The 23,360-nt window shown below is 58.6% G+C and carries 24 protein-coding genes; 15 read left to right on the top strand and 9 right to left on the bottom strand.

The annotated features are described in order from the left end of the window. Positions 1–972: galactitol-1-phosphate 5-dehydrogenase (locus JWS10_RS14335; RefSeq protein WP_299508507.1), on the bottom strand; the 972-nt coding region annotated here is incomplete at its 3' end. A 684-nt stretch (positions 973–1,656) separates the two neighbouring features. Here JWS10_RS14335 and JWS10_RS14330 point away from each other — a divergent pair. The 3 genes from JWS10_RS14330 to JWS10_RS14320 all read left to right on the top strand — a co-directional run bounded on the left by JWS10_RS14330 (position 1,657) and on the right by JWS10_RS14320 (position 4,870). Then, the gene (locus tag JWS10_RS14330; RefSeq protein ID WP_299508505.1) at positions 1,657–2,796 is read left to right on the top strand and encodes a hypothetical protein; all 1,140 of its coding nucleotides are present in this window, start codon (positions 1,657–1,659) and stop codon (positions 2,794–2,796) included. Next, positions 2,712–3,734: a hypothetical protein gene (locus JWS10_RS14325; RefSeq protein WP_299508503.1), complete on the top strand. Its 1,023-nt coding sequence runs from the start codon at positions 2,712–2,714 to the stop codon at positions 3,732–3,734. Before JWS10_RS14330 ends, JWS10_RS14325 begins: the two co-directional genes overlap by 85 nt. Positions 3,735–3,856: 122 nt before the next feature. Then, entirely contained in the window at positions 3,857–4,870 is a 1,014-nt protein-coding gene (locus JWS10_RS14320; RefSeq protein WP_299508501.1) for an IS30 family transposase, read from the top strand. 104 nt (positions 4,871–4,974) lie between these two features. On the opposite strand, the gene JWS10_RS14315 is transcribed toward JWS10_RS14320, so the two are convergent. The 7 genes from JWS10_RS14315 to JWS10_RS14285 form a co-directional block, all read right to left on the bottom strand. Continuing rightward, entirely contained in the window at positions 4,975–5,370 is a 396-nt protein-coding gene (locus JWS10_RS14315) for a type II toxin-antitoxin system VapC family toxin (RefSeq protein ID WP_299508499.1), read from the bottom strand. A gap of 11 nt (positions 5,371–5,381) precedes the next feature. After that, positions 5,382–5,651, bottom strand: coding sequence for an antitoxin (locus JWS10_RS14310; protein ID WP_299508497.1), 270 nt, complete (start codon positions 5,649–5,651; stop codon positions 5,382–5,384). A 293-nt stretch (positions 5,652–5,944) separates the two neighbouring features. After that, positions 5,945–6,649 carry a type IV secretory system conjugative DNA transfer family protein gene (locus JWS10_RS14305; protein WP_299508495.1) on the bottom strand — a complete coding sequence of 235 codons (705 nt, stop codon included), beginning with the start codon at positions 6,647–6,649 and terminating at the stop codon, positions 5,945–5,947. A gap of 63 nt (positions 6,650–6,712) precedes the next feature. After that, positions 6,713–8,071: a CmpA/NrtA family ABC transporter substrate-binding protein gene (locus JWS10_RS14300; RefSeq protein ID WP_299508493.1), complete on the bottom strand. Its 1,359-nt coding sequence runs from the start codon at positions 8,069–8,071 to the stop codon at positions 6,713–6,715. Positions 8,072–8,321: 250 nt separating this feature from the next. Beyond that, a complete protein-coding gene (locus JWS10_RS14295; protein WP_366943546.1) occupies positions 8,322–9,488 on the bottom strand; it encodes a CmpA/NrtA family ABC transporter substrate-binding protein in 1,167 nt (388 codons plus the stop codon). Positions 9,489–9,490: 2 nt separating this feature from the next. Beyond that, a complete protein-coding gene (locus JWS10_RS14290) occupies positions 9,491–10,075 on the bottom strand; it encodes an ANTAR domain-containing protein (RefSeq protein WP_299508489.1) in 585 nt (194 codons plus the stop codon). Positions 10,076–10,300: 225 nt separating this feature from the next. Further along, the gene (locus JWS10_RS14285; protein ID WP_299508487.1) at positions 10,301–11,326 is read right to left on the bottom strand and encodes a LacI family DNA-binding transcriptional regulator; all 1,026 of its coding nucleotides are present in this window, start codon (positions 11,324–11,326) and stop codon (positions 10,301–10,303) included. A gap of 270 nt (positions 11,327–11,596) precedes the next feature. On the opposite strand from JWS10_RS14285, the gene JWS10_RS14280 reads away from it, so the two are divergent. The 11 genes from JWS10_RS14280 (at position 11,597) to JWS10_RS14230 (ending at position 21,939) form a co-directional block, all read left to right on the top strand. Continuing rightward, positions 11,597–12,610 carry a sterol desaturase family protein gene (locus JWS10_RS14280; protein ID WP_299508485.1) on the top strand — a complete coding sequence of 338 codons (1,014 nt, stop codon included), beginning with the start codon at positions 11,597–11,599 and terminating at the stop codon, positions 12,608–12,610. Positions 12,611–12,739: 129 nt separating this feature from the next. Beyond that, a complete protein-coding gene (locus JWS10_RS14275) occupies positions 12,740–13,720 on the top strand; it encodes a substrate-binding domain-containing protein (RefSeq protein ID WP_299508483.1) in 981 nt (326 codons plus the stop codon). 74 nt (positions 13,721–13,794) lie between these two features. Further along, positions 13,795–14,769, top strand: a complete 975-nt coding sequence (locus tag JWS10_RS14270; RefSeq protein WP_299508481.1) for a substrate-binding domain-containing protein — start codon at positions 13,795–13,797, stop codon at positions 14,767–14,769. 65 nt (positions 14,770–14,834) lie between these two features. Further along, positions 14,835–15,842, top strand: a complete 1,008-nt coding sequence (locus JWS10_RS14265) for an ABC transporter permease (protein WP_299508479.1) — start codon at positions 14,835–14,837, stop codon at positions 15,840–15,842. After that, complete coding sequence (locus JWS10_RS14260) at positions 15,842–16,651, top strand: ATP-binding cassette domain-containing protein (RefSeq protein ID WP_299508477.1); 810 nt, start codon at positions 15,842–15,844, stop codon at positions 16,649–16,651. The genes JWS10_RS14265 and JWS10_RS14260 overlap by 1 nt, the downstream gene beginning before the upstream one ends. 103 nt (positions 16,652–16,754) lie before the next feature. Continuing rightward, positions 16,755–17,066 carry a MocE family 2Fe-2S type ferredoxin gene (locus tag JWS10_RS14255; protein ID WP_299508475.1) on the top strand — a complete coding sequence of 104 codons (312 nt, stop codon included), beginning with the start codon at positions 16,755–16,757 and terminating at the stop codon, positions 17,064–17,066. 9 nt (positions 17,067–17,075) lie between these two features. Beyond that, entirely contained in the window at positions 17,076–17,900 is an 825-nt protein-coding gene (locus JWS10_RS14250) for a 3-methyl-2-oxobutanoate hydroxymethyltransferase (protein ID WP_299508473.1), read from the top strand. 2 nt (positions 17,901–17,902) lie between these two features. After that, on the top strand, positions 17,903–18,952 hold the full coding sequence (locus tag JWS10_RS14245; protein WP_299508471.1) for a Gfo/Idh/MocA family oxidoreductase: 1,050 nt from the start codon (positions 17,903–17,905) through the stop codon (positions 18,950–18,952). After that, complete coding sequence (locus tag JWS10_RS14240; protein ID WP_299508469.1) at positions 18,945–19,964, top strand: sterol desaturase family protein; 1,020 nt, start codon at positions 18,945–18,947, stop codon at positions 19,962–19,964. Before JWS10_RS14245 ends, JWS10_RS14240 begins: the two co-directional genes overlap by 8 nt. Then, positions 19,961–20,968, top strand: a complete 1,008-nt coding sequence (locus JWS10_RS14235) for a Gfo/Idh/MocA family oxidoreductase (protein WP_299508467.1) — start codon at positions 19,961–19,963, stop codon at positions 20,966–20,968. Before JWS10_RS14240 ends, JWS10_RS14235 begins: the two co-directional genes overlap by 4 nt. A gap of 11 nt (positions 20,969–20,979) precedes the next feature. After that, entirely contained in the window at positions 20,980–21,939 is a 960-nt protein-coding gene (locus JWS10_RS14230) for a sugar phosphate isomerase/epimerase (protein ID WP_299508465.1), read from the top strand. A gap of 496 nt (positions 21,940–22,435) precedes the next feature. Here the strand turns inward: JWS10_RS14230 and JWS10_RS14225 are convergent, their stop codons facing one another. Further along, positions 22,436–22,783 (bottom strand): polymer-forming cytoskeletal protein, encoded by a 348-nt coding sequence (locus JWS10_RS14225; protein WP_299508463.1) that lies wholly within the window; start codon positions 22,781–22,783, stop codon positions 22,436–22,438. Between the two features lie 289 nt (positions 22,784–23,072). Here JWS10_RS14225 and JWS10_RS14220 point away from each other — a divergent pair. Further along, the coding region (locus tag JWS10_RS14220; protein ID WP_299508461.1) for a hypothetical protein at positions 23,073–23,360 on the top strand (288 nt) is incomplete at its 3' end.

The raw sequence follows: 23,360 nt of genomic DNA, 5'->3' as shown, positions 1-23,360 counted from the left end.
TCGGGCGAAGAGCCCGGGCAATTCTTCCAGTGTCAATTCATGGCTGATCATGAAATCCCATTTAAGCGCACCCGATGCCAGCTTGTCCAGTGTCACCACCCATTGCTGCCCAGGATAGGGGGCGCCGAAGGAATTCCACGACCCGTGCAGCGAAACCTCTTGGCGCAGGAAATGCTGGAAGGTCTTGTTCTGCAAAGCCACATCGCCCACCGGGATCCCGATGAAAACCACATGCCCACCGGGCGCCGCCAGCAAAGCCGCCGTGTTGATCGACGACGGATGACCTGCCGCCTCGACGATGATATCGGACAAAAGCGCCTGCGGGATCTCTTGTGCTGCAAGGAAGGTGTGGGTTGCCCCTGCCTGCCGTGCCTGCGTCAGCTTGTCTTCTGACACGTCGATGGCCACCACCTCACGCGCGCCCATCAGCAGCATCCACTGGATCGCGAACAGCCCGATCGGACCGCACCCGATGACAGCGCCCCGCGCACCCATCTTGACGCCGCCCGCCTTCCAGATCGCATGCAGCGCAATCGATGCGGGGTCCACCATGGCAGCGGCCCTTGGGTCCGTGCCTTGGGGCGCCTTCATCAGGTTTGCTGTCGGCACCACCACCCATTCCGCATAAGCGCCATCCCGGCGCGAGCCGAAGTAGTCGTAATCCTGGCAGCGCGAGAAATCCCCGGTCGCGCATTGATCGCACTTTCCGCAAGGCAGCATTGGCGGCACGGTGCAAAGATCACCGACCGCAAAACCCGCGACATCCGCGCCCAAAACCTCGATATGGCCGGAGAATTCGTGGCCGCAGATGATCGGCATCTTGTGTGCGCCCTTGATCAGCATACGCGGCAGGTCCGATCCGCAGACGCCTACTGCGGCAACCTTCAAAAGCACCTCGCCGGAACCGGGAGCGGGTTTGGCCACATCTTCCAGCCTGATATCACCGGGGGAGTAAAGAACAGCAGCGCGCATCGGATATTCCTATGAAAAGTGTGTCGCCGGGGAGTTTCGGCGGCTCTGGTTTGGGTTACTTCGCCAAAACCTCGGGGTGGAAGATGGCGGAAACAGTGTCATGAAGGTTGCGTGGCATCGCCCTCACGCTCTGCGTGATCTGGCCCCGAACGTCAGTCTTTTGCGTGAATTCCGGGCCTTGCTTATCAGACAGATCGGGCGTCCGTCTGGGCGGCAGGCTTGCACGGAATGCAGATGGACGATTGCAGGGTGAACCGGCGGAGGCAAACCCCAACCCACCGCCCCGGGCGGGAGTGGCAAGACCAGCCATTGTCCAACTGCGATTTGCCATGACTTCCTTTCGTTGACCGGCCAGTGCCGGGCGCGGCAGTGATAATTTATCACAAGTGTGATAAATTATCACTCTCGTTGCTTTTAACAGGCCGAGCGGTGCCAGCGTTGTCAATAGCTTTGTTGTGCGGCTGCTTGGAATTGATGTATCGCTGTGCTATTAAATACTATTTTATATATTTTCTGCTTTGAATTACGATCTGCCGCTTCCTGCTGCAATCAATTCCGAATCGATCATATTTTGCGAACGGCGAGAATTGCAGCAGATGTTGCTTCTGGCTTGTGAGTTGAACACCGGAAGCGCACCTGCTTCATCTCTTCGCCAAGCGGTTCAGCTTCTATCTGCATCGGATGATGCGCCCGGCTCAAACCCAGCTGAAACCGATCCACGGCCAGAGCTTTGCCGCCGATATCGACCGGGTGTGGAGTTCCGAGTTGCAGCGCCGCAATCTGCAGGAATCCGTGCTAATCCTGACAGTGGTCCGGCGGCAAGTTGCCCCGCTGGCTGTGCCCCTTTTTGGAAAGGCGGCGGCCAAGGTCTGGGGTGAGGATACTGACCGGCGCCTGGAAGAATTGCGCGAAGTGGTTTCAATCCTCGAAAGCGGACTTGGCGTCAAATCCCACCGCCTCAAGATCAGCGATGGCCGCCTGATCGGCTTTTATGCCTCGCTCCTGACCGGCGAGTTGCGGAGCAAATCACGCAGCCCGTTTGGGATTATCGCCGAGGATACCAGCGATGCCGCCATCCAGTTTGGCAAAGGCCAGTTTGTGGTGGAGGAGGGTGCCGACACGCCGCGCATCGGTGCGGTCCTTTATGTCAAATCCTATGCCACCTCGACCTGGCCTGGCATGCTCGATGCACTCGGGGCCAGCCGCGACACGATTATCACCCACAGCTACACGCCCATCGAACGCGGCAGCATCACCGAGCGCGTGAAACGCCGTGTGGCCCAAATGCGAGCCTCCGAAGACATTGCTGCAACGATCGAGGCCCAACTCTTTGAGGCCGCCGACAAATCCGAAAGTGGCGAACTCGGGTTCGGCATCCACCAGATGACCATCACGGTCTTTGCCGGAGATCAGGCGGCTCTGGATACCGAGGTCGCCCGCATCCGCGGCATCGCTCATCAGAACGGTATGCGCCTGGTTCGCGAGGTCACAGCCCTCGAGGCCACCTTCTTCGCGATGCACCCCGGCAATATGGACTACCGGGCGCGGGACATGACGGTTTCGTCTCTGAACTTCGCCGATATGGCGGCGCTGCATGCCGCCGATACCGGCACAGAGGCCGCACGGCTGCCGTGGCAAACGCCGATCACGCTGTTCAAACCCTGCAAGGCTCGCTGCACCGGTTCAGCTTTCATGAGCCGGGCGACCCAAAGGCGGAGCCGACCAACGGCCACACCCTGGTGTTGGGCAAGTCTGGCGGCGGCAAAACCACCACCGTTGCCTTCCTCGCAGCCCAAGTCCAAAGGGCAGGGGGGCGCACGATAATCTTCGACAAGGAAGCCGGTCTGAAAATGGCCGTGCGCGCTCTTGGCGGCCGCTATGCCGAAATCCGGGCTGGACGTCCCACCGGGCTGAACCCTCTCGCCACAGAATCCGGCGAACGCGGCGAGGCATGGTTTCTGGACTGGCTCGTGGCGCTTCTTGAACAACGCAGCGGGCCGATGACGCCTCTTCAATCCGAGGCCCTCAAATCCGCCATCACCCAGAACGGCAAAGCCCGAGAGTCCTTGCGGAACTTCCGGGCGTTTCAGGAACTCTTTGGCGATGTCGGGGATGGTCTCGATCTGGCACAGCGCATCAGCGAATGGGGGCCAGAGGGCCGCTATGGCTGGGTCTTCGGCGAGGCCGAGGAACCGGTGGTGGATTTCACCAGCAGCGATGTGACGGCCGTCGATCTCACCGAAATCCTCGATCTTGGCACCGAGCGCACTGCAATCCTCGGCTATCTCTTCCGCCGCATCGAGATGCTGATCGAAGAAAAGCGGCCGACGCTGATGCTGATCGACGAAGCCTGGAAGGTGCTCGATGACGAGTACTTCGCCAAGAAACTCGCCGAATGGCTGGTGACGGCGCGGAAAAAGAACGTCGTTGTCGTGATGATGACCCAGTTCCCAAGCCAGATCCGAGGGTCCAAAGCCCGCTCGATCCCGGAAGCGCTGCCGAACCAGCTGCTGTTCCCGAATGGTGAAGCGGCAAGTGCCGACTATGACGGGTTCCGACTGACCGACGGTGAGCTGGACTTCGTCCTGAGCCCGATCCCGGGACAGCGGATGGTGCTGTCGCGCACGCCGCGCAGTTCGACCGTGCTGAATGTCGATCTCAAAGCCCTTGGACCGCTTTTGACGGCACTTGGCGGTGGTCAGGCCGGGCTCAACGCCTTCGGTGCCGACTATGCCGGGCGGCCCAAATTCTGGAAGGAATGATTGTCCAATAAAATCAATATATTACATAACCTTAATTATAAGCTTTTCTATAAGTCATCGGGGTGCATTCTATTTTCAGTTGCGACAAATGAGTAACTTCAAATGATTGGATGGAGATTTCCATGATCAATTCACATGTCGAACTGAATATTGAAGAGCGCAAGATCCTCGCCCGCCTGCTGCACCACAAGACGCGGATTGCCGAGATTGCGCGCGTGCTGTCGCGGCATCGCTCTACGATTTACCGCGAGATAAGGCGCAACTGGTGGCATGATGTGGAGGTTCCGCAGGCTGACGGTTATTGGCCGCTGACGGCGCAGAAGCTGTCGCAGGACTGCCGCCGCAGGTATCAAAAGCTGGTGCTGCATCGAGAGCTTCGCGATGCCGTTGTCGATCGACTGAAGACCGGATGGTCGCCCGAGCAGATTGCGGGCCGCCTGAAAGCCGAACCTGTTGCACCTTATCGGCTGTGCCACGAGACGATTTATCGCTTTGTCTACTCCCCGGAGGGTCAAAGCCAGGATCTGGCCCGTTATCTGCCCGAGCGTCGGCGTAAGCGGAAGCCCCGTTATGCACGCAAGCCGAGAAGTCTCGTATTTCCAGAGTCTTCGGCAATCCGCTATCGATCGGACGCTGTCAATTCCCGGCAGGAATTCGGACACTGGGAGGCAGATCTGATGATTTTCCGCAAGGAGCACGGCCCTGCCAATGTGGCCACAATGGTTGAGCGAAAGACGCGATTCACAGTCCTGTTTCGCAACAATGATCGTCGCTCAAAGCCGATCATGAATCGGCTGATTGATCTGATGGCTCCCCTGCCCCAGTTTGCGCGCCACAGCCTGACCTTCGACCGTGGCCTGGAGTTTGTCTCATGGCGCGAGCTGGAAAAGGGCATCGGCACACAGACTTGGTTCTGCGATCCGAAGGCCCCGTGGCAGAAGGGATCGGTCGAGAATATGAACAAAAGGGTGCGTCGCTACCTGCCGCCGGACACGGTGATCTTGACCCTGCCAGATCAGGCGATCATAAGCCTTTGCGACCGGCTCAACGCCACCCCCCGCAAATGCCTGGGCTTTCGCACCCCGGCAGAAGTGTTCCGCGAGCATCTCGTCGCTCACACAAGGGAGGCGCAATGAAACGATCTTCGATCGTCGCAACTGAATTAGAAACTGCAATCATAATACAACAAGAAACATCGATTTGCGCGGGGCGTCCGCTCAGCAAAAGATTGAACGTAGCCTCAAGGCAGGCTCAGCCAGTTTTCAATTTCAAGTCCCCGCACGCGGCTGAACTCGCCCGTGTTTGCCGTGACCAGAACCGCCCCGAGCGAATAGGCGTGCGCGGCGATCAGAAGGTCGTTGGGCCCGATTGGCCTGCCGACGGCCTCTAACTCCGCCCGCATCCCGCCATACTCGGCATCGGCTGGGACATCGAATGCCAGCACCGGAATGCTGCCAAGAATTGCTTCGACATGCGCAAGCAACTTACCTGATCCCTTCCGGGCACATCCGTAGCGAAGCTCTGCCGCCGTGATGATGCTGACGCAGACGGCCTCAGACCCGACTCTGACGATGTGCCGGGTAACGGGCCCCTGCGGGTTGCGGACCAGATCGGACACGATGTTCGTGTCCAGCATGTACAGTCGGCTCACAGATCGACCCCACGCAGAGGCAACAGGCTGTCGTCAATGTCGGGAAACTGATCTTCCGGCCCCAGCGGCGCTAGTTCGGCCAACACCACCAGAAGGCTCCTTCGCCGAACGGGCTCAATGATGAGGCGGTCGCCGTCGCGGTGGATCATCACGCGATCTCCAGGCAATTCAAAATCCGCTGGGATGCGGACGGCCTGGCTCTTGTTGTTCCGGAAAAGTTTAGCTTCGCGTCCGGGACGGTGATCATGGGTGTGAAGTTGGGGCATGGCGACCTCCGTTGCATATGCATAGGCATATACAGGCACACGCCGTGAATTTCAAGATGCGCCGTGCTTTCGGCTCTCTTTCTCTTGGTTGCGATCTTCCGCGCATAAGTAGGGGCCTAGTCCGCCATCTGGTAGCAGCCCTGGCCAAAAACGATGGAGGGTTGCCTCTGCCTTCCGCGGCTCAGGATGACCCTGAAGGAACGCAAGACCCAGAACCCGACAGGCTTCGGGTCCTCCGGACCGATGTAAATGTAGGCTATACTGGAGACACGCATAATAGGCTGGCAGCCGAGCTAGATCCTGATCGCTCGAATGTGCACCCTGCCACACCATTGCCCAAAATGCGCGCCGCTGGGCTTCTCGGCCAAGGCCGAAGCAAAACCCCTGGGCAGCGGGTCGTTAAGAGTTTCCTTATCCTCAAAACTGTCGAACAAAGCCCGGACGGGAACGGCATTTGGATTGCGAACAATCTGCGTGGGAGGAGCAACAGGGGCGATTGCACGGCGCGCGCGGGATTTGGGCTTGGCTTGCGCTCCCTGCCCCACAACATATTCTTTAACAGCACGGCGCACTGGTGCTGAACACATCGCTGGTCCCGTCGATACCGCGGACGGTGTTGGTCCATCCGACTGAAGCTCGGTGACTTCCTCTGGTGGTGTCGGCTGAGTCAGAACAGGCGGCGGAGGCAAAGCCAACATCGGGGACGGTGGCAAAGGCAGCGGGGTATCGGCGCTTTGGGCCAAAAGCGCAAGAAAGATGGGGTCTTCATGGTATTTTATCCGAGACACGCGAATGGGCTGCTGTGGTGACGCAAGGATGACCACCTTATCAGGATCCATCATCCGGGCGTCGGTTTCACTTAACAGCGGGCGTTCTTCCATTCTGATCGTGGTGCCCGTCGAGCCGAGAACGCTGATCACGCGATACAGGCGCTCCAACCGATCAGCGCGGTCGGCTTTGGGTTCTTCCGGCAAAGCGGCGGGGTCAAGCAGGGTCATGTCAGTCTCCATCAGCAGCGGCGTTGTCTGGCGCATCCGCCAGACAATTCAGAGAAGGTTGGTTCAGTTGACGATTTCGCCGCCAGTGAGGGTCTGAGCTGCTTTCAAGCCAATCGTCAGGCTGTCGATATAGGCGTTGGGTTTGGTGCCGTCGTAAGACACGCCGTCGATGAAATCGGCAGAGGGTTCGCGGTAGCCGTCGGCGTCAAAATCGAACTGGTCAGCGGTGGCATTGCCATCGGCAATCAGCGCCTCGGCAGCTGCTTTGTAGATGTCGGGCTTGTAGACTGACTTGGCGGTTTCATCGAACCATGCATCGGGCTTGGCTTCACCAATCTGACCCCAGCGGCGCATCTGGGTCAGATACCAGACCGCATCCGAGTAATAGGGGAAGGTGGCGTTATAGCGGAAGAACACGTTGAAATCGGGAGCAGGGCGCTTGTCACCCGCCTCGTATTCAAACGTCCCCGTCATCGAATTGCCGATCACCGCCGCATCCGCGCCGACATAATCCGGGCTGGACAGGATCTGCACCGCTTCGGCGCGGTTGGCGTTGTCATTCTCGTCCAGCCAGATCGCCGCCCGGATCAGCGCTTTTGTCAGCGCCAAGGTCGTCTGCGGATTGGCTTCCACGAATTCCGCCGTCAGCCCGAACACCTTTTCCGGGTTGTTCTTCCAGATGTCATTGTCGGTAATCACCGGCACGCCGATGCCCTTGGCCACCGCCGCCTGGTTCCAAGGCTCCCCCACCGCATAGCCGTCAATCGTGCCAGCTTCCAACGTCGCGGGCATCTGCGGCGGCGGCGTGACAGAGATCAGCACATCGCCGCCGATCTGGCCCGAAACATCATCCGGCGAATACAGCCCCGGATTGATGCCACCCGCAGCCAACCAGTAGCGCAGCTCATAGTTATGGGTGGAAACCGGGAACACCATGCCGAGGTTGAAAGGCTTGCCCTCAGCGGCATAAGCCTCAATCACCGGCTTCAGCGCAGAAGCAGAAATCGGATGCGCAGGCTTGTCGCCCTCCATCTTCAATCCCGGCTTCATCGCTTCCCACACCGCATTGGAAACCGTGATCGCGTTGCCGTTCAGGTCCATCGAAAACGGCGTCACCAGTTTCGCCCTGGTGCCATAGCCAATCGAGGCCGCAATCGGCTGACCCGCCAACATATGCGCGCCGTCCAATTCGCCGGAAACCACGCCATCCAGCAGCACCTTCCAGTTCGACTGCGCGACCAGCGTCACCGACAGCCCCTCATCCTCAAAAAACCCCTTTTCCTTGGCAACCGCCAAAGGCGCCATGTCGGTCAGCTTGATGAAGCCCAAAGTCAGCTCGGGTTTCTCAATGCCGGGGGTTTCGGCGAAAGCGGGGAAGGCAAGCAGGGCGGTTGTGGCAAGCAGGCTGGCAATTCGAGTCATATCTGGTTCCCGTATGGCCCCTAGCGGGGCTTTGAAATGCAAAAAGCCGCCAGATCCCATGCCTACAGAGGCAGTGGATCGAGCGGCGGTGCTCGGCTTGTCCCAACTTTGGGGGTCGGCGGTGAAGGCGTCATTGCCTTCGTGCTTGGATTAAACTTGGCGATGCCGCGTTGCAGCGTCAACAAAACCATGTCGGTTTTTGCGTGAATTATGCCGATTTCGCAGCCGCAGCATTGATGTGCTGATTATTTCAGCGCACAGGCGCGGTCAGGTCGAAAATTCGGGCGTCAAAAAAGCGATCCGCTGGCAGAATCAGCTGGCCACGCTCGGCAGGAACCGCCGTAGCTTCGGCCAATGCCCCCTCCAATTTCTCGGACGCCCCGGGCAAAATCGCCCCGGCAGGTCGCAGATGCTGACGATAGAGATCGCTGCGGAACACATCAGCGGCAGTGGCAGACGCCTCGACGACATCCAACCCATGCCGCCCGGCCAAAGCTGCGCCAATCCATGCCGCCTGACTGCGCCATGGAAACCCCGCAGCCCCCTCAAAGAAGGTGATCAACTGCGGCGACAGATGTTCGCGGCCATCCGGCGCGGTGACAACCCGCCCGGTCAAAGCCCGCTCGATCAGCTCCGCCGACACCGCAATCCGCCCCTGCGCCGTCAGCATCTCGGCGGCGATGATGTGGTTTTCCGCCCGCCCCAGCCAGCGCCCCGCGCGCCACAATGCCCGCAGCAACGGCCCCGCCAGCGCAGGCTCTGCTTCGGCCCAGCCCAAACGTGTCGCCAGCACCTTTTCAGGTGCCCGCGCCCATAAGGCCGAGGTCGGCAGCAGCAGCGTCCCCGAGCCATTCTCTACCGCCACCGAGCCCCAAGGCTCGCCCACGCAAAACAGGTCAATCTCTCCGGCCTGTAGCGCCTCCGCCATCCGTGGTGGCGGCACGGTGCGAATGTCCAATTGCTCCGCCACAGCGCCTGAGGCGCGCAGCCAGTAATGCAGCAACTCGCGGTGCATCGAAAACGCATAGGGCACACCGATGCGCAGGCTGGGGCTGGCCGCAAGTAATGCCCGCCCCGCAGCCCGCGCATCGGTAAAGTCAAAGCCAAAGCCGGCGCTCGCCATCTTCGCTGCCAAAGCGTCAGAAACACCGATCACATTGCCGTTCAGGTTCAGCACACACAAAGCCTCGAACCGCACCGGACCGCGCCCCAGCCCCAAGGCCATAGCTACGGGCACCGGAGCCAGCATCTGCGCTGCATCAACCTGCCCCACCGCCAGCATATCGCGCAACGCCGCCCAACTGGGCGCGGTGTTTAGATCAAGCGACAGGCCTTCTTCCTCGGCAAAGCCCAAAGCCTCGGCAATGATTAATGGTGCTGCATCCAGCAGCGGCACATAGCCAAGGCGAAGCGTCATACTCATTTCAACAAATCCGCTGCCAGCACCAAAGCGCTCGCCACGTCCGCCAGCTTTCGCCCCTGATCCATCGCGGTTTTTCGCAGCAGCGCGTAGGCCTCTTCCTCACCAATGCCGCGCGCCCGCATCAAAATGCCTTTGGCACGGTCAATCGACTTGCGTTCTTCCAGCGCCCGCCTCGTCTCCTGCAATTCAATCCGCATCTTTTGCAGCATATGAAACCGCGCGATGGCCGCGTCCAGAATCGGCTTGATCCGATCCGCCCTCAGCCCATCTACGACATAGGCCGACATCCCGGCCTCAATCGCCGCTTTGGTCAAGCTGCCATCGCTTTGATCAACGAACATCGCCACCGGGCGCTCGTTAGGACCGGTGGCCAAGGCCAATTCTTCCAGCACATCGCGTGACGGATTTCCGGCATCAATCAGCACCAGATCAGGATTTCGTTGAGCAATGCGGCGCGCAAGACCCGTTTCCTCTGCAATCACCATTACATCAAAATCGCCCGCGTCGCGCAGGCCATCGACGATCAACAGCGCCCGCGCGCGGTCTTTTTCGACGACAATTACGGATAAACGCTGGCCCATCCTTTTCCAAGAAAGCAAAGGTATCCGACATGGAAGCTGTCGCGCTTCGTTTTACTACTGGCATCGCGCAGGAGAGGCATAGTGTCTAAAAATTAGGATCACTTTGCAAGAACGCCTGCTTTTATAGCCGTTTGCACTTGCCGCAGCGAGACACTCTCTAGACCGCCGTTCAGTGCTGCTTCCATGTATTGCCTACAAACGCGGTATCGCTCGTCTTCGCAGACTTTAGATATTCTCACGATTATGCATGTCAAAAGCCGTGATGCTGGACCAGTTGCCACCGTGGCGCGTGGTCGAGGCTTTGACCATACCCCGGATCAGATCCCGCGCCATGCGATCCAGCGGATGTGAGATCACCAGCGTCAGCGTGCCGTCCAGCAGGGCAGCGCGAGTAATTTCCGTCAGCTCGTCGCCGACGACGACAAGTTTCGCCGCAGATTTACGCGCCCGCAAGGCTGCGATGGCGCCGCTGATGCCGCCGCCGGTTATGTAAAGCCCGGCAAGGTCGGGATGATCGGTCAGCAGCTTTTCGGTGACTTCTTGCGCCACAGCCGAGGATTCGTAGGTGGAAAGTGGTTCCAACAAGGTGAAGTCGGGTTCATTTTCACGAAAGTATGACCTGAACCCGATCTCTTTCATCTCTTGGTTTCGGTAGCGATGGCTCCCCGTGATGATGCCGATTTTGCCCGGTGCTTTGCAATGATTGGCGATTGTCCAAGCCGACGTGCGACCGACTTTCCAGTTATCAAGCCCGATGTAATGCATCTGGCCTGCGGCGGAAAGCTGGGTGATGAAGGCAAAGACATGCACGCCTTTGCCAGCGATTTCCTCGACCGCATGGGTGATTTGCGGATGCACCGCAGACGTGATGGCGATGGCATGACATTTATCTGCCAAGGCGCGGGCGGCGTCGGCTGTTGCTTGCGGTGACAGATTCTCAAGAAACTCGATTCGCATTTCAATTTCCGCCTCAGTCACCTGAGCTGCCGCATCATGCAGCGCGGCGGAGACATTTTGGTAAAACGGGCGGTGCGGTTGCAGGAGCAATGCGCCAAAGCGCAGTTTCGGGCGGCTGGCGGAAACCCGGCTTTGAATGGCTGTGACGCCATAAAATCCAATTCTTTCAGCGGCTTCCTGCACCGCTGCGCGCTTGAGTGCACTGACGTTGCCCTCACTTGCGATCACCCGGTTGACTGTGGAAACCGAGACGCCAGCGGCCTTTGCAAGATCGGGGATGGTGGGGCGGTCCATGACGTATCCTTGAGATTTTTCATGTCAGACGGAAATGAAACTGAAACGAAAGAGACGATCTTCCGGTCCTCGCATCATCTGCACTTGATTTGATTCGGGTCAAGGCTGCATTTGGTCTTCAGCGGGGCTTGAGTGTGCTACGGCAGGCTTACGGCCCAGACGGAGGAAACCGAAACTACACAGTGAAGACGCCGCAGTCGCGGTGTGACCGTCGGGCTTATGCGGGCGCGGTCTGCTGCTGCGAGTTTTCTGCCGAAGCGGGAGGGTAAGATGGACGATCTGAAATACGGCACACGCAACAAGCGCGGTGATTGGGCTCCAAAGGACCCAATCGAGATCGCACCGTTCTGGCAATGGCCGCTGAAGGCGCGCAAGATTCTGGCTTGGATTCCCAGCTATATCTGGCCATGGAACGCCTTGCATATGGCGATCACCTTGGCCTATTGGTATCTGGTGATCCCGGATGCCGAGGTGCTGAAAACCCTAAGTTGGGGTTGGGCGTTGTGGCTGTATGCGGTAAACGCATCCGCGATCTTCGTGATCTACGGCTCGGTCGAGTTATTTTATTACACCAACCGCAAACAGGGAAACCGCTTCAAATATAACGCGAAATTCCCGTCGGAAAACCCCGGCGACGTGTTCTGGTTCAAATCGCAGAATATCGATAATTTCATGCGCTCGTTCTTTCTGTCGATCCCGCTGTGGACTGTCGTCGAGGTGATCTTCCTGCACGCCTTTGCCGCCGGCTATGTGCCGTGGCTGACCTGGGCGGACAATCCGGTTTATCTGGCAGCGCTATGTTTCGTCGCCCCTGCGATCCACGAGGTGCATTTCTTTGTCGTCCACCGTCTGATCCACACGCCCTTGCTGTATAAGTGGATACATTCAGTGCATCACAATTCGGTCAATCCCAGCCCGTGGTCGTCGCTGTCAATGCACCCGGTCGAAGGGTTCCTGTATCACGCCGTAGCACTCTGGCATCTGGTGATCCCTTCGAACCCGATTGTGGCGCTGTTCCAGCTTCATGTGGCTGGGTTTGGCGCGATCAACGGCCATATCGGGTTTGAAAAGCTGGAAGTCGCCGATGACAAAGCGATCAACAGTGAAGCCTACGCCCATTACCTGCATCACAAATACTTCGAGGTGAACTATGGCGGCGAGGGGCTGATTCCGCTCGATAGATGGTTCGGCACTTGGCACGACGGCAGCAAGGCCGGGGATGCGCAGATGCAGGCACGGTTCGAGAAAAAGAAAGCCCGGCTCAACGCCAAAACCACGAGCTAAGGCCAGGATTTCGTCAACCCCTGCGAGGAGGCAGGGCGGACGGATGACCCCGGCTGTCCGATCATTCGGGTGGCCCAAGACAGAAACGAAAGCCCGCCAAAACGGCGGCACATCAGGGAGGAGACAGCGATGACATTTTCCAAAGGCTTTTTGCGTGCAGCACTGACAAGCGTGGCGCTGACGTTGACGGCAACAGCGGTGCTGGCCGAAGGCACCACGATTGCGGTAATCGGTGGCAAGGCGGACGATCCGTTCTTTGCCAAAGTCAAAAAGGGCATTGATGACGGCACACTGGTTGTTCAGGCACATGGTGGCTCCGTCAACTATTTGATGTTGCAGAACTATGACAATATCGGTGGAGATGCTGGCAACCTGATCCGCACCGCAATTTCCCAAGGTGCATCGGTAATTGCAGCCCCGAATTGGGTGCCAGATGCGGAAGATGAGGCTTACAAGGCTGCCATTGCTGCGGGTATTCCGGTCATGCTTTACAACGCGGGCGGCGGCGATAAGTCTGTCGAACTTGGGGCAATTAACTATATCGGCAACGAGGAATATCCGGCGGGTCTGGCGGGCGGTGAGTATTTCAGCGCGCATGGTCAGAAGAATGTTATCTGCGTCAACACCGTGCCCGGCGCGCAAAACCTTGAAAGCCGCTGCAAGGGAGTTGCTGACGGTATCGCCAAAGCGGGCGGCGTGTCCATGCAACTGCCGCTTCCCGCGTCCAGCTTTGGCGACCCGACGGCTGTAGCCGAAGCCATCAAAGCCACTTTGCTAAAAGATGCGACAATTGATGGCGTGGTTACAGTCTCGGCTGGCGATGCCAATTCCGCGGCTACCGGCATCGATCAGGCGGGTGCTACCGGCAAAGTTGCCTTGGCCTCGTTCGATATGGATGAAGCGGGCCTGATCCGCATCAAAGACGGCACGCAGCTTTATGCGATTGACCAACAGCCTTGGCTGCAGGGCTTTCTCGCCGTGACTATGGCGGATGCATACGTCAATTACGGCCTTGATCTGGCGACCACACCAGTTCTGACCGGGCCAGGGATTGTTGATATCGGCAATATCGACGCCACGATGGCAGGTGCCAAGGCCGGATACCGCTAATAAAACTAGTCCAAAAATGATAGAACGCGCGCTTGTGGCTTATCCCGCAACCGCCTTTAGGGAGGAGCAACTAAATGAAATATAACAAACTTTTGGCCGCCATCGCTGTATCGACGTTGGCTTTGAACGCAGGTGCCGCTTTGGCCGAGGGCGCAAAAATCTTTGTCATTGGCGGCAAAGCTGATGACTCGTTCTGGTCCATCGTCAAACGCGGCGCGGATGATGCGGGCAAGCTGGCGGCCGAACAGGGTGGGTCTGTGACCTGGCTCGGGCCGCAGAACTACGATAACCTCGGCCCGGACGCTGCCAACTTGATCCGCAACGCTATCAGCCAAGGTGCTACCGCCATCGTGGGCCCGAACTGGGTGCCCGAAGCGATGGACGAGGCTTTTAAAGCCGTGGTAGATGCCGGTATCCCTTTGGTGATCTATAATGCGGGTGGTCTAGACGCGGCGGACCGTCTTGGTGCGATGAACTATGTCGGCTCGGACGATTATCAGACGGGCGTGACTGCCGGCGAATATTTCGCGGCACACGGCCAGACGAAGCTGATTTGCGTCAACACTTTGCCAGGTGCGGCGAATTTGGAAGCGCAGTGCAAGGGCTTGAACGATGGGGTGACAGGCAAGGGCGGCACTTCTGAGCAATTGCCGCTGCCCTCGACCTCGTTCGGCGATGCGACGGCCGTGACCCAAGCGGTTGCTGCCTATTTGCAGCAGAATACCGATGTCACCGGGGTTTACACCATCGGCAATATGGATGCGGTGTCCGCCAATGCGGCTATCATTCAGGCTGGCGCTGGCGATCGGGTCAAGCTCGGCGGCATGAACATGGACCAAACCATTCTGGACAACATCAAGGCCGGCACGCAGATGTTCGCAATGGACCAAGAGGGTTATTACCAAGGCTTCCTCGCCGTCACTATCCTGAACAACTACGTCAACTACGGCCTTACGGTGCCGACCCGTCAGATCCTGACTGGGCCGGGGATTGTCGATGCGTCCACTGTGGATGCGACGATGGCTGGCGTCGCCGCAGGCGTGCGCTGATCTGAAATCCCATCTGCTCGGCCAGTGAGGCCGGGCAGATCATCGTCTGACTTCGGGGAGAAGCCATGTCCACCTCATCCAGCCTTTCATTCGGCAGCCTGATGCGCCGCCCTGAAACCGGGTCTTTTTTGGGCCTTGCCGCCGTGTTCTTGTTTTTCACCGCATTTGGCGGCACCAATTTCGCCTCGCCTACTGGCGCCGCCAGTTGGCTGAACGTCGCAGCTCAGTTGGGCATCGTCGCGATCCCAATCGGGCTTTTGATGATCGCAGGCGAGTTGGACATTTCCATTGGCTCAATCATCCCCGCTGGCTCAATGACCTGCGCCATTATCTCAGGACACTTTGGCCTGCCGATTATCGTCGGTGTGGGCGCAGCATTGGCACTCGGAGCATTTATTGGCCTCATCAACGGCCTGCTGGTGATCCGCACCGCCGTGCCGTCTTTCATCGTGACGCTTGGCACGTTGTTTGCGGTGGCAGGCATGACGCTGGGCTTCTCGGTGTTGGTCACTGGCACCACGTCGGTTGCCATCAAAGTGCCCGAGGCGAAATGGCTGCTGGGGGATTTCATCGGCGGCATTTATCAGGTCACCATATTCTGGTGGATTGCAGCGGTGATCTTCTGGACCTTCTTCCTGCACGCCTCGCGCTTTGGCAACTGGATCTTCGCGATGGGCGGCGACAAGGTTTCCGCCCGCAATGCCGGTATCCCGACCGACCGCGTAACGATCATGCTGTTCGTCTGCTCGGGCATGAGCGCGGCGTTTGTTGGCCTCAGCCAAGCGATCTTGTATAATTCGGCCCAAGTGTCCGCTGGCCAAAGCTACATTTTCAACTCGATCATCTCGGTGGTTGTGGGCGGTGTATTGCTCACTGGTGGATATGGCTCGGTCTTTGGCATCGTGTTGGGAACGCTGACCTTCGCCGTGGTGTCTCAGGGCATTTACTTCACCGGATTTGACGCCAACTGGGCCAGCTTGATCATCGGTGTTCTGCTGTTGGGCGCCGTCTTGATGAACAACACTTTCCGCAAAATGGCGCTGTCTTATGCGCCGAAGAAAGCAGGTAAATGATGGCTTTTGATATGGGTGCTACGATCCTGTCTCTGCAAGGCGTCAACAAAAGTTTCGGCCCGATTGACGTGCTGCACGACATCAATCTGGAAATCAGAGCAGGCGAAGTTTTGTGTCTGCTAGGCGATAACGGCGCAGGAAAATCCACCGTAATCCGGCTCCTGTCGGGCGTGCATAAGCCGAGTTCCGGCACGATCACGATGGATGGCAAACCACTTAACTTTGCGAGCCCCCGCGAGGCGGCGGATCATGGCATAGCTACGGTGCATCAATTCGGCGGCACTTTCCCCCTGATGTCGATCGGGCGCAGCTTCTTCGTGGGCCGCGAGCCTGTGCGCTGGGTCGGACCGTTCAAAGTCTACGACCGCAAAACGGCAAACGATATCGCGGTCAAAGCGGTGCAGAACTTTGGCATCACTCGGATTGAGGATGGCGACCGTCTGGTTGGCGGTCTGTCGGGCGGCGAGCGGCAGGCTTTGGCTATCGCCCGTGCCGTTCACTTCGGCGCGCGTGTTTTGATCCTTGATGAGCCTACCGCGGCTTTGGGCGTCAAGCAAGCGACCCATGTTTTGCGCATTGTGAACGAAGCCAAACGGCGCGGCTTGGCGGTGATTTTTATCACGCATCAGGTCATGCACGCGATGGCGGTGGGCGACCATTTCGCCGTGCTGATCCGCGGCGCAATCGCGTCGGATTTCAAGAAGGGCGAGAAAACCCGCGAGGAAATCACCGATCTGATGGCCGGTGGTGCCTCAATGGCGACGCTCGAAGCAGAGATTGAAAGCAACATGGCGGGCCACGACGCCTGATCACCGAAATTCTTTCCCACGCTGGGCCACTCTCCTCGCCCGGCCTTCCGTGGCCCGGTGAACTTTGCCGGGCCACGGACCTTAACACAAGAAGGATCATACCATGCCCACCTGGATCCGCGCTTGCGCCACCACCGACATCGAACCCGATGATCTGATCCGCTTTGATCACGGATCCCAAACCTTCGTCATTGTCCGCAGCGAAGAGGACGAGTTCTTCGCGATGGATGGCATTTGCAGCCATGAAAAGGTGCATCTCTGCGACGGTCTGGTGATGGACGGCACCGTTGAATGCCCAAAGCACAGCGCCACTTTCGATTATCGCAACGGCGAGGCGAAACGCGCGCCTGCCTGCATCAACCTGCGCACCTACCCCGTCAAGGTTGACGGTGGCGTGGTTTATCTCGAACTTTAAGGTCATATCATGGTTCAGTTTCACAACCGCCCCTCTGTTGCCGACATGCGCGCGATGAAGGCGAGGGCTGAGAAAATCTCGATGCTTTATGTCAGCACGCTGGAAGAGGCGGCGGCGGCAGATGCGGCAGGCATCCATATGCTGTCGATAGAGGGTCGCTTTTTCACACCCGAAATGCGCGCGGCGGCGGGGCGTTGCTTCGTGCAGGTCGGGCTGCCCTTTGGCGGTTGGAGCCGGTTTAACGGCGAATTTCTGGCCAGTGCCGACGACTACCTGCGCGCCGCGTTTCACGTCATGGGTTTGGGCGCGGACTGCATCTATTGTTCTGCCTCTTATGACATCCAGAAAGTGCTGTGCGACAACCATATCCCGATTGTGGCCCATGTGGGCCTGATCCCGTCCTACATCACCTGGACAGGCTGGCGCGCGGTTGGCAAAACTGCCACTGAGGCTCGTGAGGTCTGGGACCATGTTAAAAAACTGGAATCTATCGGCTGCTTCGGTGCGGAACTCGAGGTCGTGCCAGACCGTCTGGGCGCACTGATCAGCACCAACACCCCGATGATCATGCTGGGTATGGGCGCAGGCCCCGGGGCCGATGCGCAATATCTGTTTGCCGAGGATGTGCTGGGCCATACCGACGGCCACAAGCCGCGCCACGCCAAAACCTACCGCAACTTTGCCGCCGAATATACCCGATTGCAGGCCGAACGCATCAGCGCCTTCAAGGAATTCATCGCCGATGTGAACACCGGGGGTTATCCGCAGCCGCAGCACAACGTCACGATGGCGGACGCCGAATATGTGGCTCTGACCGCCGATCTGGGGCTGTGACCATGCTGCGGATCGGGGTGGTAGGATATGGCACAGGCGGGCGGCATTTTCACGCGCCGTTCATTCAGGCGGCGGAAGGCTGTGCGTTGGCGGGCATAGTTGCGCGCGCGGATAAAACCGTGGCCGCAGTGCAGGCGGATTATCCGGGGCTGCCGGTTTTCCCTTCGCTTGACGCGATGATCGCATCGGGTGAGGTCGATGCCGTGACCATCACCACACCGCCCGAAACGCGGCGTGATCTCGTGCTGCAAGCTATCGCGGCGGGGCTGCATGTGGTTGCCGACAAACCCTTTGCGCCGGATGCAGCAGGTGCGCGCGATCTGGACCGCGCCGCCAAGGCCAAGGGTGTGACCTTGGGCGTCTATCAGAACCGCCGCTGGGATTCTGATCTGCAAACGCTGAAGAAAGTCATCGAAACGGGTGGTTTGGGTCAAGTCTGGCGCATTCACAGCCGGATGGATTTCGACGACCCCGCCACGCTGGAGGCTGGCCCGGCAGGTGGGCTTCTGCGTGATCTGGGCAGCCATCTGGTTGATCAAATGCTGTATCTGCTTGGCCCAGTGACGTCGGTGATGGCGCATCTGGATCATGTGCTGCTGGACCAAGGCCCGACCGATGCGGCGTTTCACATCTCGATGAGCCATGCTTCCGGCCAGCACAGCCATGTCTCGGCCAGCAAGCTGAACCGTTTTGCACAGCGCGAACTGCGCGCCTATGGCTCTGATGGCGCTTATGTCTCGCACAGCAGCGATGTGCAGGCGCAGGCGATCTTTGCGGGGCTTAGACCCGCGCAGGATCTGGCGGCTTGGGGGTATGAGCCTGAAAGCCACTGGGGCAGTCTTTACACCGCCGCAGGTGCAGCGCGCGTGCCGGCTGAACCGGGCCGCTATCATGCGTATTACGAGGCCTTCGTCCGCGCGATTCACAACAATACCGCAGCACCTGTGACTGCAGCGGAAGGCACCCGGACCTTGGCCGTGCTGGATGCCGCCCGCCTATCGGCCGAACAGGGCCGCTCGGTGTCAGTTGATCAAGAGGACAGTCATGGATGATCTGAAATTCGGCACCCGCAACAAGCGCGGCGATTTCACCCCGAAAGACCCGTTGCAAACCAGCCCAATCTTCTCATGGCCGCCGCGCCCGATGGCGCTGCTGCGCTGGCTTCCGGGGTATTTCCTGCCGTGGAACCTGCTGTTCTTCGGACTGGGCGCTGTGCTGTGGTTCTGGCTGACACCTGCGAAATCCACCATGCAAACTTACGAATGGGGCTGGGTTCTGTGGATTTGGTCGCGCAATACAGGGATGGTCGCAGCCCTTTATGGCGTGATGGAGTGGCGGCTCTACCGTCGCCGCGCGCAAAGCAACCGCTTCAAGTATAATGCAAAATTCCCCGCCGATGCGCCGTCCGACGTGTTCTGGTTCAAAAGCCAGAACTTTGATAATGCCTTGCGCACGTTCGGCACTGGCTTGCCGATCTGGTCGGCCTATGAAGTGTTTTTGCTGCACGCCTGGGCCAACGGCTATGGTCCATGGACCACGTTTGAAGCGCATCCGTGGCTGCTGGCCGCTTTTGCCCTGGCTCTGCCGCTGATCCACGAGGTGCATTTCTACTGCATCCATCGGCTGATCCATGTGCCGATCCTGTATAAATGGATTCATTCGGTTCACCACAACTCGGTCAACCCAAGCCCATGGTCCAGCCTGTCGATGCACCCGGTTGAACATCTGTTGTATTGGTCCGACAGCCTGATCCACCTGCTGATCCCGTCGCATCCGTTGTTGGTGCTGTATCATCTGAACATCACTGGGACGGGTGCTGTGGTAGGGCATATCGGCTTTGACAAGATCGAAATCGGGGCGGACACCGCCACCGACACCCACGCATTCGCGCATTACCTGCACCACAAGTATTTTGAGGTGAACTACGCCGACGGGGCGGTGCCGTTGGATCGGTGGTTTGGCACTTGGCACGATGGCACCAAGGGCGGCGACGCTACGATGCAGGCGCGGTTTGAACAGAGAAAGGCCCGGATGAACGCGGGCAAAACAGGAGACTCCAAATGACCATTCGTCTTGCCGTTATCGGTGCCGGAATTATGGGCAGCGATCACGCGCACATCTTCGCAAACGACCTGCCGGGTGCGCAAGTGCAGGTGGTTTGTGATGCCTCAACCGAGCGTGCCCGCGCCTTGGCGGATGCTGTCGGTGCTGCCGACGTCATGTCAGATGCCGAGGCCGCGATTGCCCGCAGCGATGTCGATGCGGTCGTGATCGCCAGCCCGGATTTCACCCATGCTCCGCTGTCGCTGGCCAGCATCCGCGCAGGTAAACGGGCGCTTTGTGAAAAACCACTGTCGCAATCTGTGCAAGAATGTCTGTCGGTAATGCAGGCCGAACAGCTAGCAGGCCAGCGCCATATCCAACTTGGCTTCATGCGACGTTTTGATCAGTCTTATGCCGAAATGAAAGCCGCATTGGACAATGGTACTCTTGGCCGCGCGCTGATGATGCACAACTTCCACCGCAACGTGGAAACCCCGGCAGCTGATTTCACGGGCGCGATGGCGATCACCAACTCGGCCCCGCATGAGTTCGACGTGGTGCGCTTTGTGCTGGGGTCGGAATACACCGCAATTTCGGCGTTTCAGCCGAAACGATCAGACGCACTTGTGGCCCCGGTGTTCATGGTGCTGGAAACCAATCGGGATCAGTTGGTCAATATCGAGATCAACAATAACGCGGCCTACGGCTATGATGTGCGCGGCGAATTGGTCGGTGAGGCCGGGTCGATTGCGATGAATGCCGCCAGCTACAGCCGCCTTGATGCGCGGCTGGCGCAGACCACTGGCTACGATACCGATTGGCGAGGCCGCTACGCCGAAGCCTACCGCCGCCAAAACCGCGCCTTCCTGCATTTCGTGCGCAGCGGTGAATTTAGTTCCATCGCGTCAGACGCTTGGGATGGCTACGCCGCAGCAGTCGTCGCGGAAGCCGGCGCTCGCGCGTTGGATGAAGCCCGCCGCGTTACTGTAGAAATGATCGCTCAACCCGCATTTTACCTGCGCTAAAGGAATCCCTAATGAAACTTGGCTTTGTCTCTGACAGCTTGGGCGGTATGCCCTTCGACGCGATGCTGGCCCACGCCGCCCGCCTGGGCGTGCAGGGCGTCGAGGTGAACACGGGCGGCTGGTCTACCGCGCCCCATTTTGACCTGAGCGCGATGAAAGTGGATGCCGGCAAGCGCCGCGCTTTCCAAAGTGCATTCGCTGATCGTGGGCTTGAGCTGATCGCGTTGAACGCCAACGGCAACCCACTGCACCCAACTGATCCCAAACAAGGCGTCTGCCTGCGCGACACCATTCGGCTGGCCGGAGAGATGGGCATCAAAAAGGTGTGCACCATGTCCGGCCTGCCCGAAGGACGCGCGGGTGACCTGATGCCGAATTGGGTGGTCTCTAGTTGGCCGCCCGAAACTCAAGACATTCTGCGCTATCAGTGGGAGGAAAAGCTGTTTCCGTTCTGGGGCGAGATTGTAGCTTTGGCGAAAGCATCCGGGGTCGAGCAGATCGCGCTAGAACTGCACGGCAATCAAGTTGTGTATAATGTGCCATCACTGCTGAAACTACGCGCCGAAGTTGGGCCTGTTGTGGGTGCAAACCTTGATCCAAGCCATCTGTTCTGGATGGGCGCAGACCCCTTGCTTGCTGCCGAAGCGCTCGGTGATGCGATCTACCATGTTCATGCCAAAGACACTTTCCTGAACGCGCCCAAACAGGCCACCACCAGCCTTCTCGAAAACGGCAGCCTGATGGATATTCCGGGCCGCAGCTGGTCCTACATCACCCTTGGCTTTGGCCACGGAGAGGAATGGTGGCGTCAGTTCTGCTATCGTTTGAAGATGGCAGGCTACGATGGCTGGCTGTCGATCGAGCATGAGGATGTGTTGCTGAATGGGCTGGAGGGGCTAGAGAAATCTGTGGCGCTTTTGAATGGCGTCATGCCAAAGGCAGCTGCAGACTACGCGCCACAGGCGATCTGAAACTTAGGTGAAGTGCAGCGCCTCGCGGCATGCCTTCCCTCTCAAACCTGATGCAGAGCAGTTTGGCCCCATGGCGCGTCAAAACAGCAAGGCCTGCCAAACTGCTTTGCAGACCTCGCCATAAGGTCGGCGCTGACTCCAGTTTATTATAAGCCGATACTAGGGCAAATCATTCCACGAAGGTCCAGCGGAGCGTCTTTGCAGCTGCAAATGACATCTCCCCGTCTTCAATGTCGATCGGCGTGCGATGTCGCCAGGGCAATGATTGAATGTCCGCTTCGGCCGGATGTTTCGAGCGAGATGACGCACACGCGACAGTCTGCAAACCGCCCTTTGCGTCGATCCTGCTGCAACGCAGCCAATTCCTGCACTTCATTGGCGAACGACTGCATCGTCCCGCTTAGCTGACATCGCTTGCTCGGCTGTCCAGAGTCATCTCCCCGTGCCGCATCGGGGCAGTTCCGCCGCCACCTCCAGCGCCCGAAACAGAATGTAACTAGGACTTGCGCTTCAGTCTTCCCTCGAACAGAGCGCCAGCGTCGATGGTGATCGTCTCATGCGTGATATCTGCCTGAACCCGGGCAGAACCGGAGAGCAACACGGATTTCGCGGCAATCGTGCCGTCAATAGTGCCCAGTACCGAGATATCGAGTGCTGTGACCTGACCCGCTATGCGCCCCGTGGCCGAGACGAGAACTTCCGGCGCCGTCAGGGTATCCGTGATTTTCCCCATGACGTCGATCGGGCCAGTGGTGTTGACGTCGCCGTCGATCTCCAAATCCTCCGCCAGTCGCGAACGTGCGGCGCTGTTTGCTGCGGCGATCGGCCATTCCGCCTTCGTCATCTCCGTGCCCATGTCCTGTTACTCACCTTGTCCTTCTTGTGATCGTGCATAGGACCAGAAGGCGGGGCCGCGTCAATGACGTGGGTATTTTCTCGGCGAAACCGGCAAGCAAGCGCCGTTTGACGGGCGGCACTGCGTGGGCGAAGCTATATCCGACCGGCGGCGTCACCGGGCGCCGAATGCGCTTCAGACCATGACTGCTGATGTAGTGGGTGCAAATGGGTGCGGCGCGTTTTGCAGGGCTTGTTGCGTGCCTCTATCCGACCCTAAATAGGGTCGCACGGGGAGCTTGGCACCTCTTGATATATGTATTTTATTTTTATTATCAGATACTTATGTAATAGCCGATAATGAAGATTATGTAATGTTAAATGTTTCGAACGGGTCTGAGCCTTCAAATGACCAAGCTAAGAGGCAACAAGCCTATTACGGCTTTCAATATTATCGTTGGTCGAAAGAGCCGCAGCCCAGAGCGACTAAGGGCTCTGGGTTACTCAGCTTTTTTCGAAGTATGTCTTTGCAGACGGATGGTCAGCTAGTTGACTGGGCGCAGCACAGAGTTTTCATTTTGGCCGTC

The sequence above is a fragment of the Cypionkella sp. genome (assembly GCF_028290025.1).
Lineage (GTDB): Bacteria > Pseudomonadota > Alphaproteobacteria > Rhodobacterales > Rhodobacteraceae > Cypionkella.
The sequence above is the reverse complement of the archived record's forward strand: the minus strand, read 5'-3'. Positions and strand labels throughout refer to the sequence as shown.

What these genes read in the sequence shown, in the direction of transcription:
- JWS10_RS14265 (WP_299508479.1), top strand. Translation starts at nt 14,835, where the DNA reads ATGTCCACCTCATCCAGCCTTTCATTCGGCAGCCTGATGCGCCGCCCT.
- JWS10_RS14310 (WP_299508497.1), bottom strand. Translation starts at nt 5,651, where the DNA reads ATGCCCCAACTTCACACCCATGATCACCGTCCCGGACGCGAAGCTAAA.
- JWS10_RS14245 (WP_299508471.1), top strand. Translation starts at nt 17,903, where the DNA reads ATGCTGCGGATCGGGGTGGTAGGATATGGCACAGGCGGGCGGCATTTT.
- JWS10_RS14250 (WP_299508473.1), top strand. Translation starts at nt 17,076, where the DNA reads ATGGTTCAGTTTCACAACCGCCCCTCTGTTGCCGACATGCGCGCGATG.
- JWS10_RS14295 (WP_366943546.1), bottom strand. Translation starts at nt 9,488, where the DNA reads ATGACGCTTCGCCTTGGCTATGTGCCGCTGCTGGATGCAGCACCATTA.
- JWS10_RS14270 (WP_299508481.1), top strand. Translation starts at nt 13,795, where the DNA reads ATGAAATATAACAAACTTTTGGCCGCCATCGCTGTATCGACGTTGGCT.
- JWS10_RS14290 (WP_299508489.1), bottom strand. Translation starts at nt 10,075, where the DNA reads ATGGGCCAGCGTTTATCCGTAATTGTCGTCGAAAAAGACCGCGCGCGG.
- JWS10_RS14300 (WP_299508493.1), bottom strand. Translation starts at nt 8,071, where the DNA reads ATGACTCGAATTGCCAGCCTGCTTGCCACAACCGCCCTGCTTGCCTTC.
- JWS10_RS14235 (WP_299508467.1), top strand. Translation starts at nt 19,961, where the DNA reads ATGACCATTCGTCTTGCCGTTATCGGTGCCGGAATTATGGGCAGCGAT.
- JWS10_RS14255 (WP_299508475.1), top strand. Translation starts at nt 16,755, where the DNA reads ATGCCCACCTGGATCCGCGCTTGCGCCACCACCGACATCGAACCCGAT.
- JWS10_RS14330 (WP_299508505.1), top strand. Translation starts at nt 1,657, where the DNA reads ATGCGCCCGGCTCAAACCCAGCTGAAACCGATCCACGGCCAGAGCTTT.
- JWS10_RS14240 (WP_299508469.1), top strand. Translation starts at nt 18,945, where the DNA reads ATGGATGATCTGAAATTCGGCACCCGCAACAAGCGCGGCGATTTCACC.
- JWS10_RS14280 (WP_299508485.1), top strand. Translation starts at nt 11,597, where the DNA reads ATGGACGATCTGAAATACGGCACACGCAACAAGCGCGGTGATTGGGCT.
- JWS10_RS14315 (WP_299508499.1), bottom strand. Translation starts at nt 5,370, where the DNA reads ATGCTGGACACGAACATCGTGTCCGATCTGGTCCGCAACCCGCAGGGG.
- JWS10_RS14320 (WP_299508501.1), top strand. Translation starts at nt 3,857, where the DNA reads ATGATCAATTCACATGTCGAACTGAATATTGAAGAGCGCAAGATCCTC.
- JWS10_RS14275 (WP_299508483.1), top strand. Translation starts at nt 12,740, where the DNA reads ATGACATTTTCCAAAGGCTTTTTGCGTGCAGCACTGACAAGCGTGGCG.
- JWS10_RS14260 (WP_299508477.1), top strand. Translation starts at nt 15,842, where the DNA reads ATGGCTTTTGATATGGGTGCTACGATCCTGTCTCTGCAAGGCGTCAAC.
- JWS10_RS14225 (WP_299508463.1), bottom strand. Translation starts at nt 22,783, where the DNA reads ATGACGAAGGCGGAATGGCCGATCGCCGCAGCAAACAGCGCCGCACGT.
- JWS10_RS14285 (WP_299508487.1), bottom strand. Translation starts at nt 11,326, where the DNA reads ATGGACCGCCCCACCATCCCCGATCTTGCAAAGGCCGCTGGCGTCTCG.
- JWS10_RS14230 (WP_299508465.1), top strand. Translation starts at nt 20,980, where the DNA reads ATGAAACTTGGCTTTGTCTCTGACAGCTTGGGCGGTATGCCCTTCGAC.
- JWS10_RS14305 (WP_299508495.1), bottom strand. Translation starts at nt 6,649, where the DNA reads ATGACCCTGCTTGACCCCGCCGCTTTGCCGGAAGAACCCAAAGCCGAC.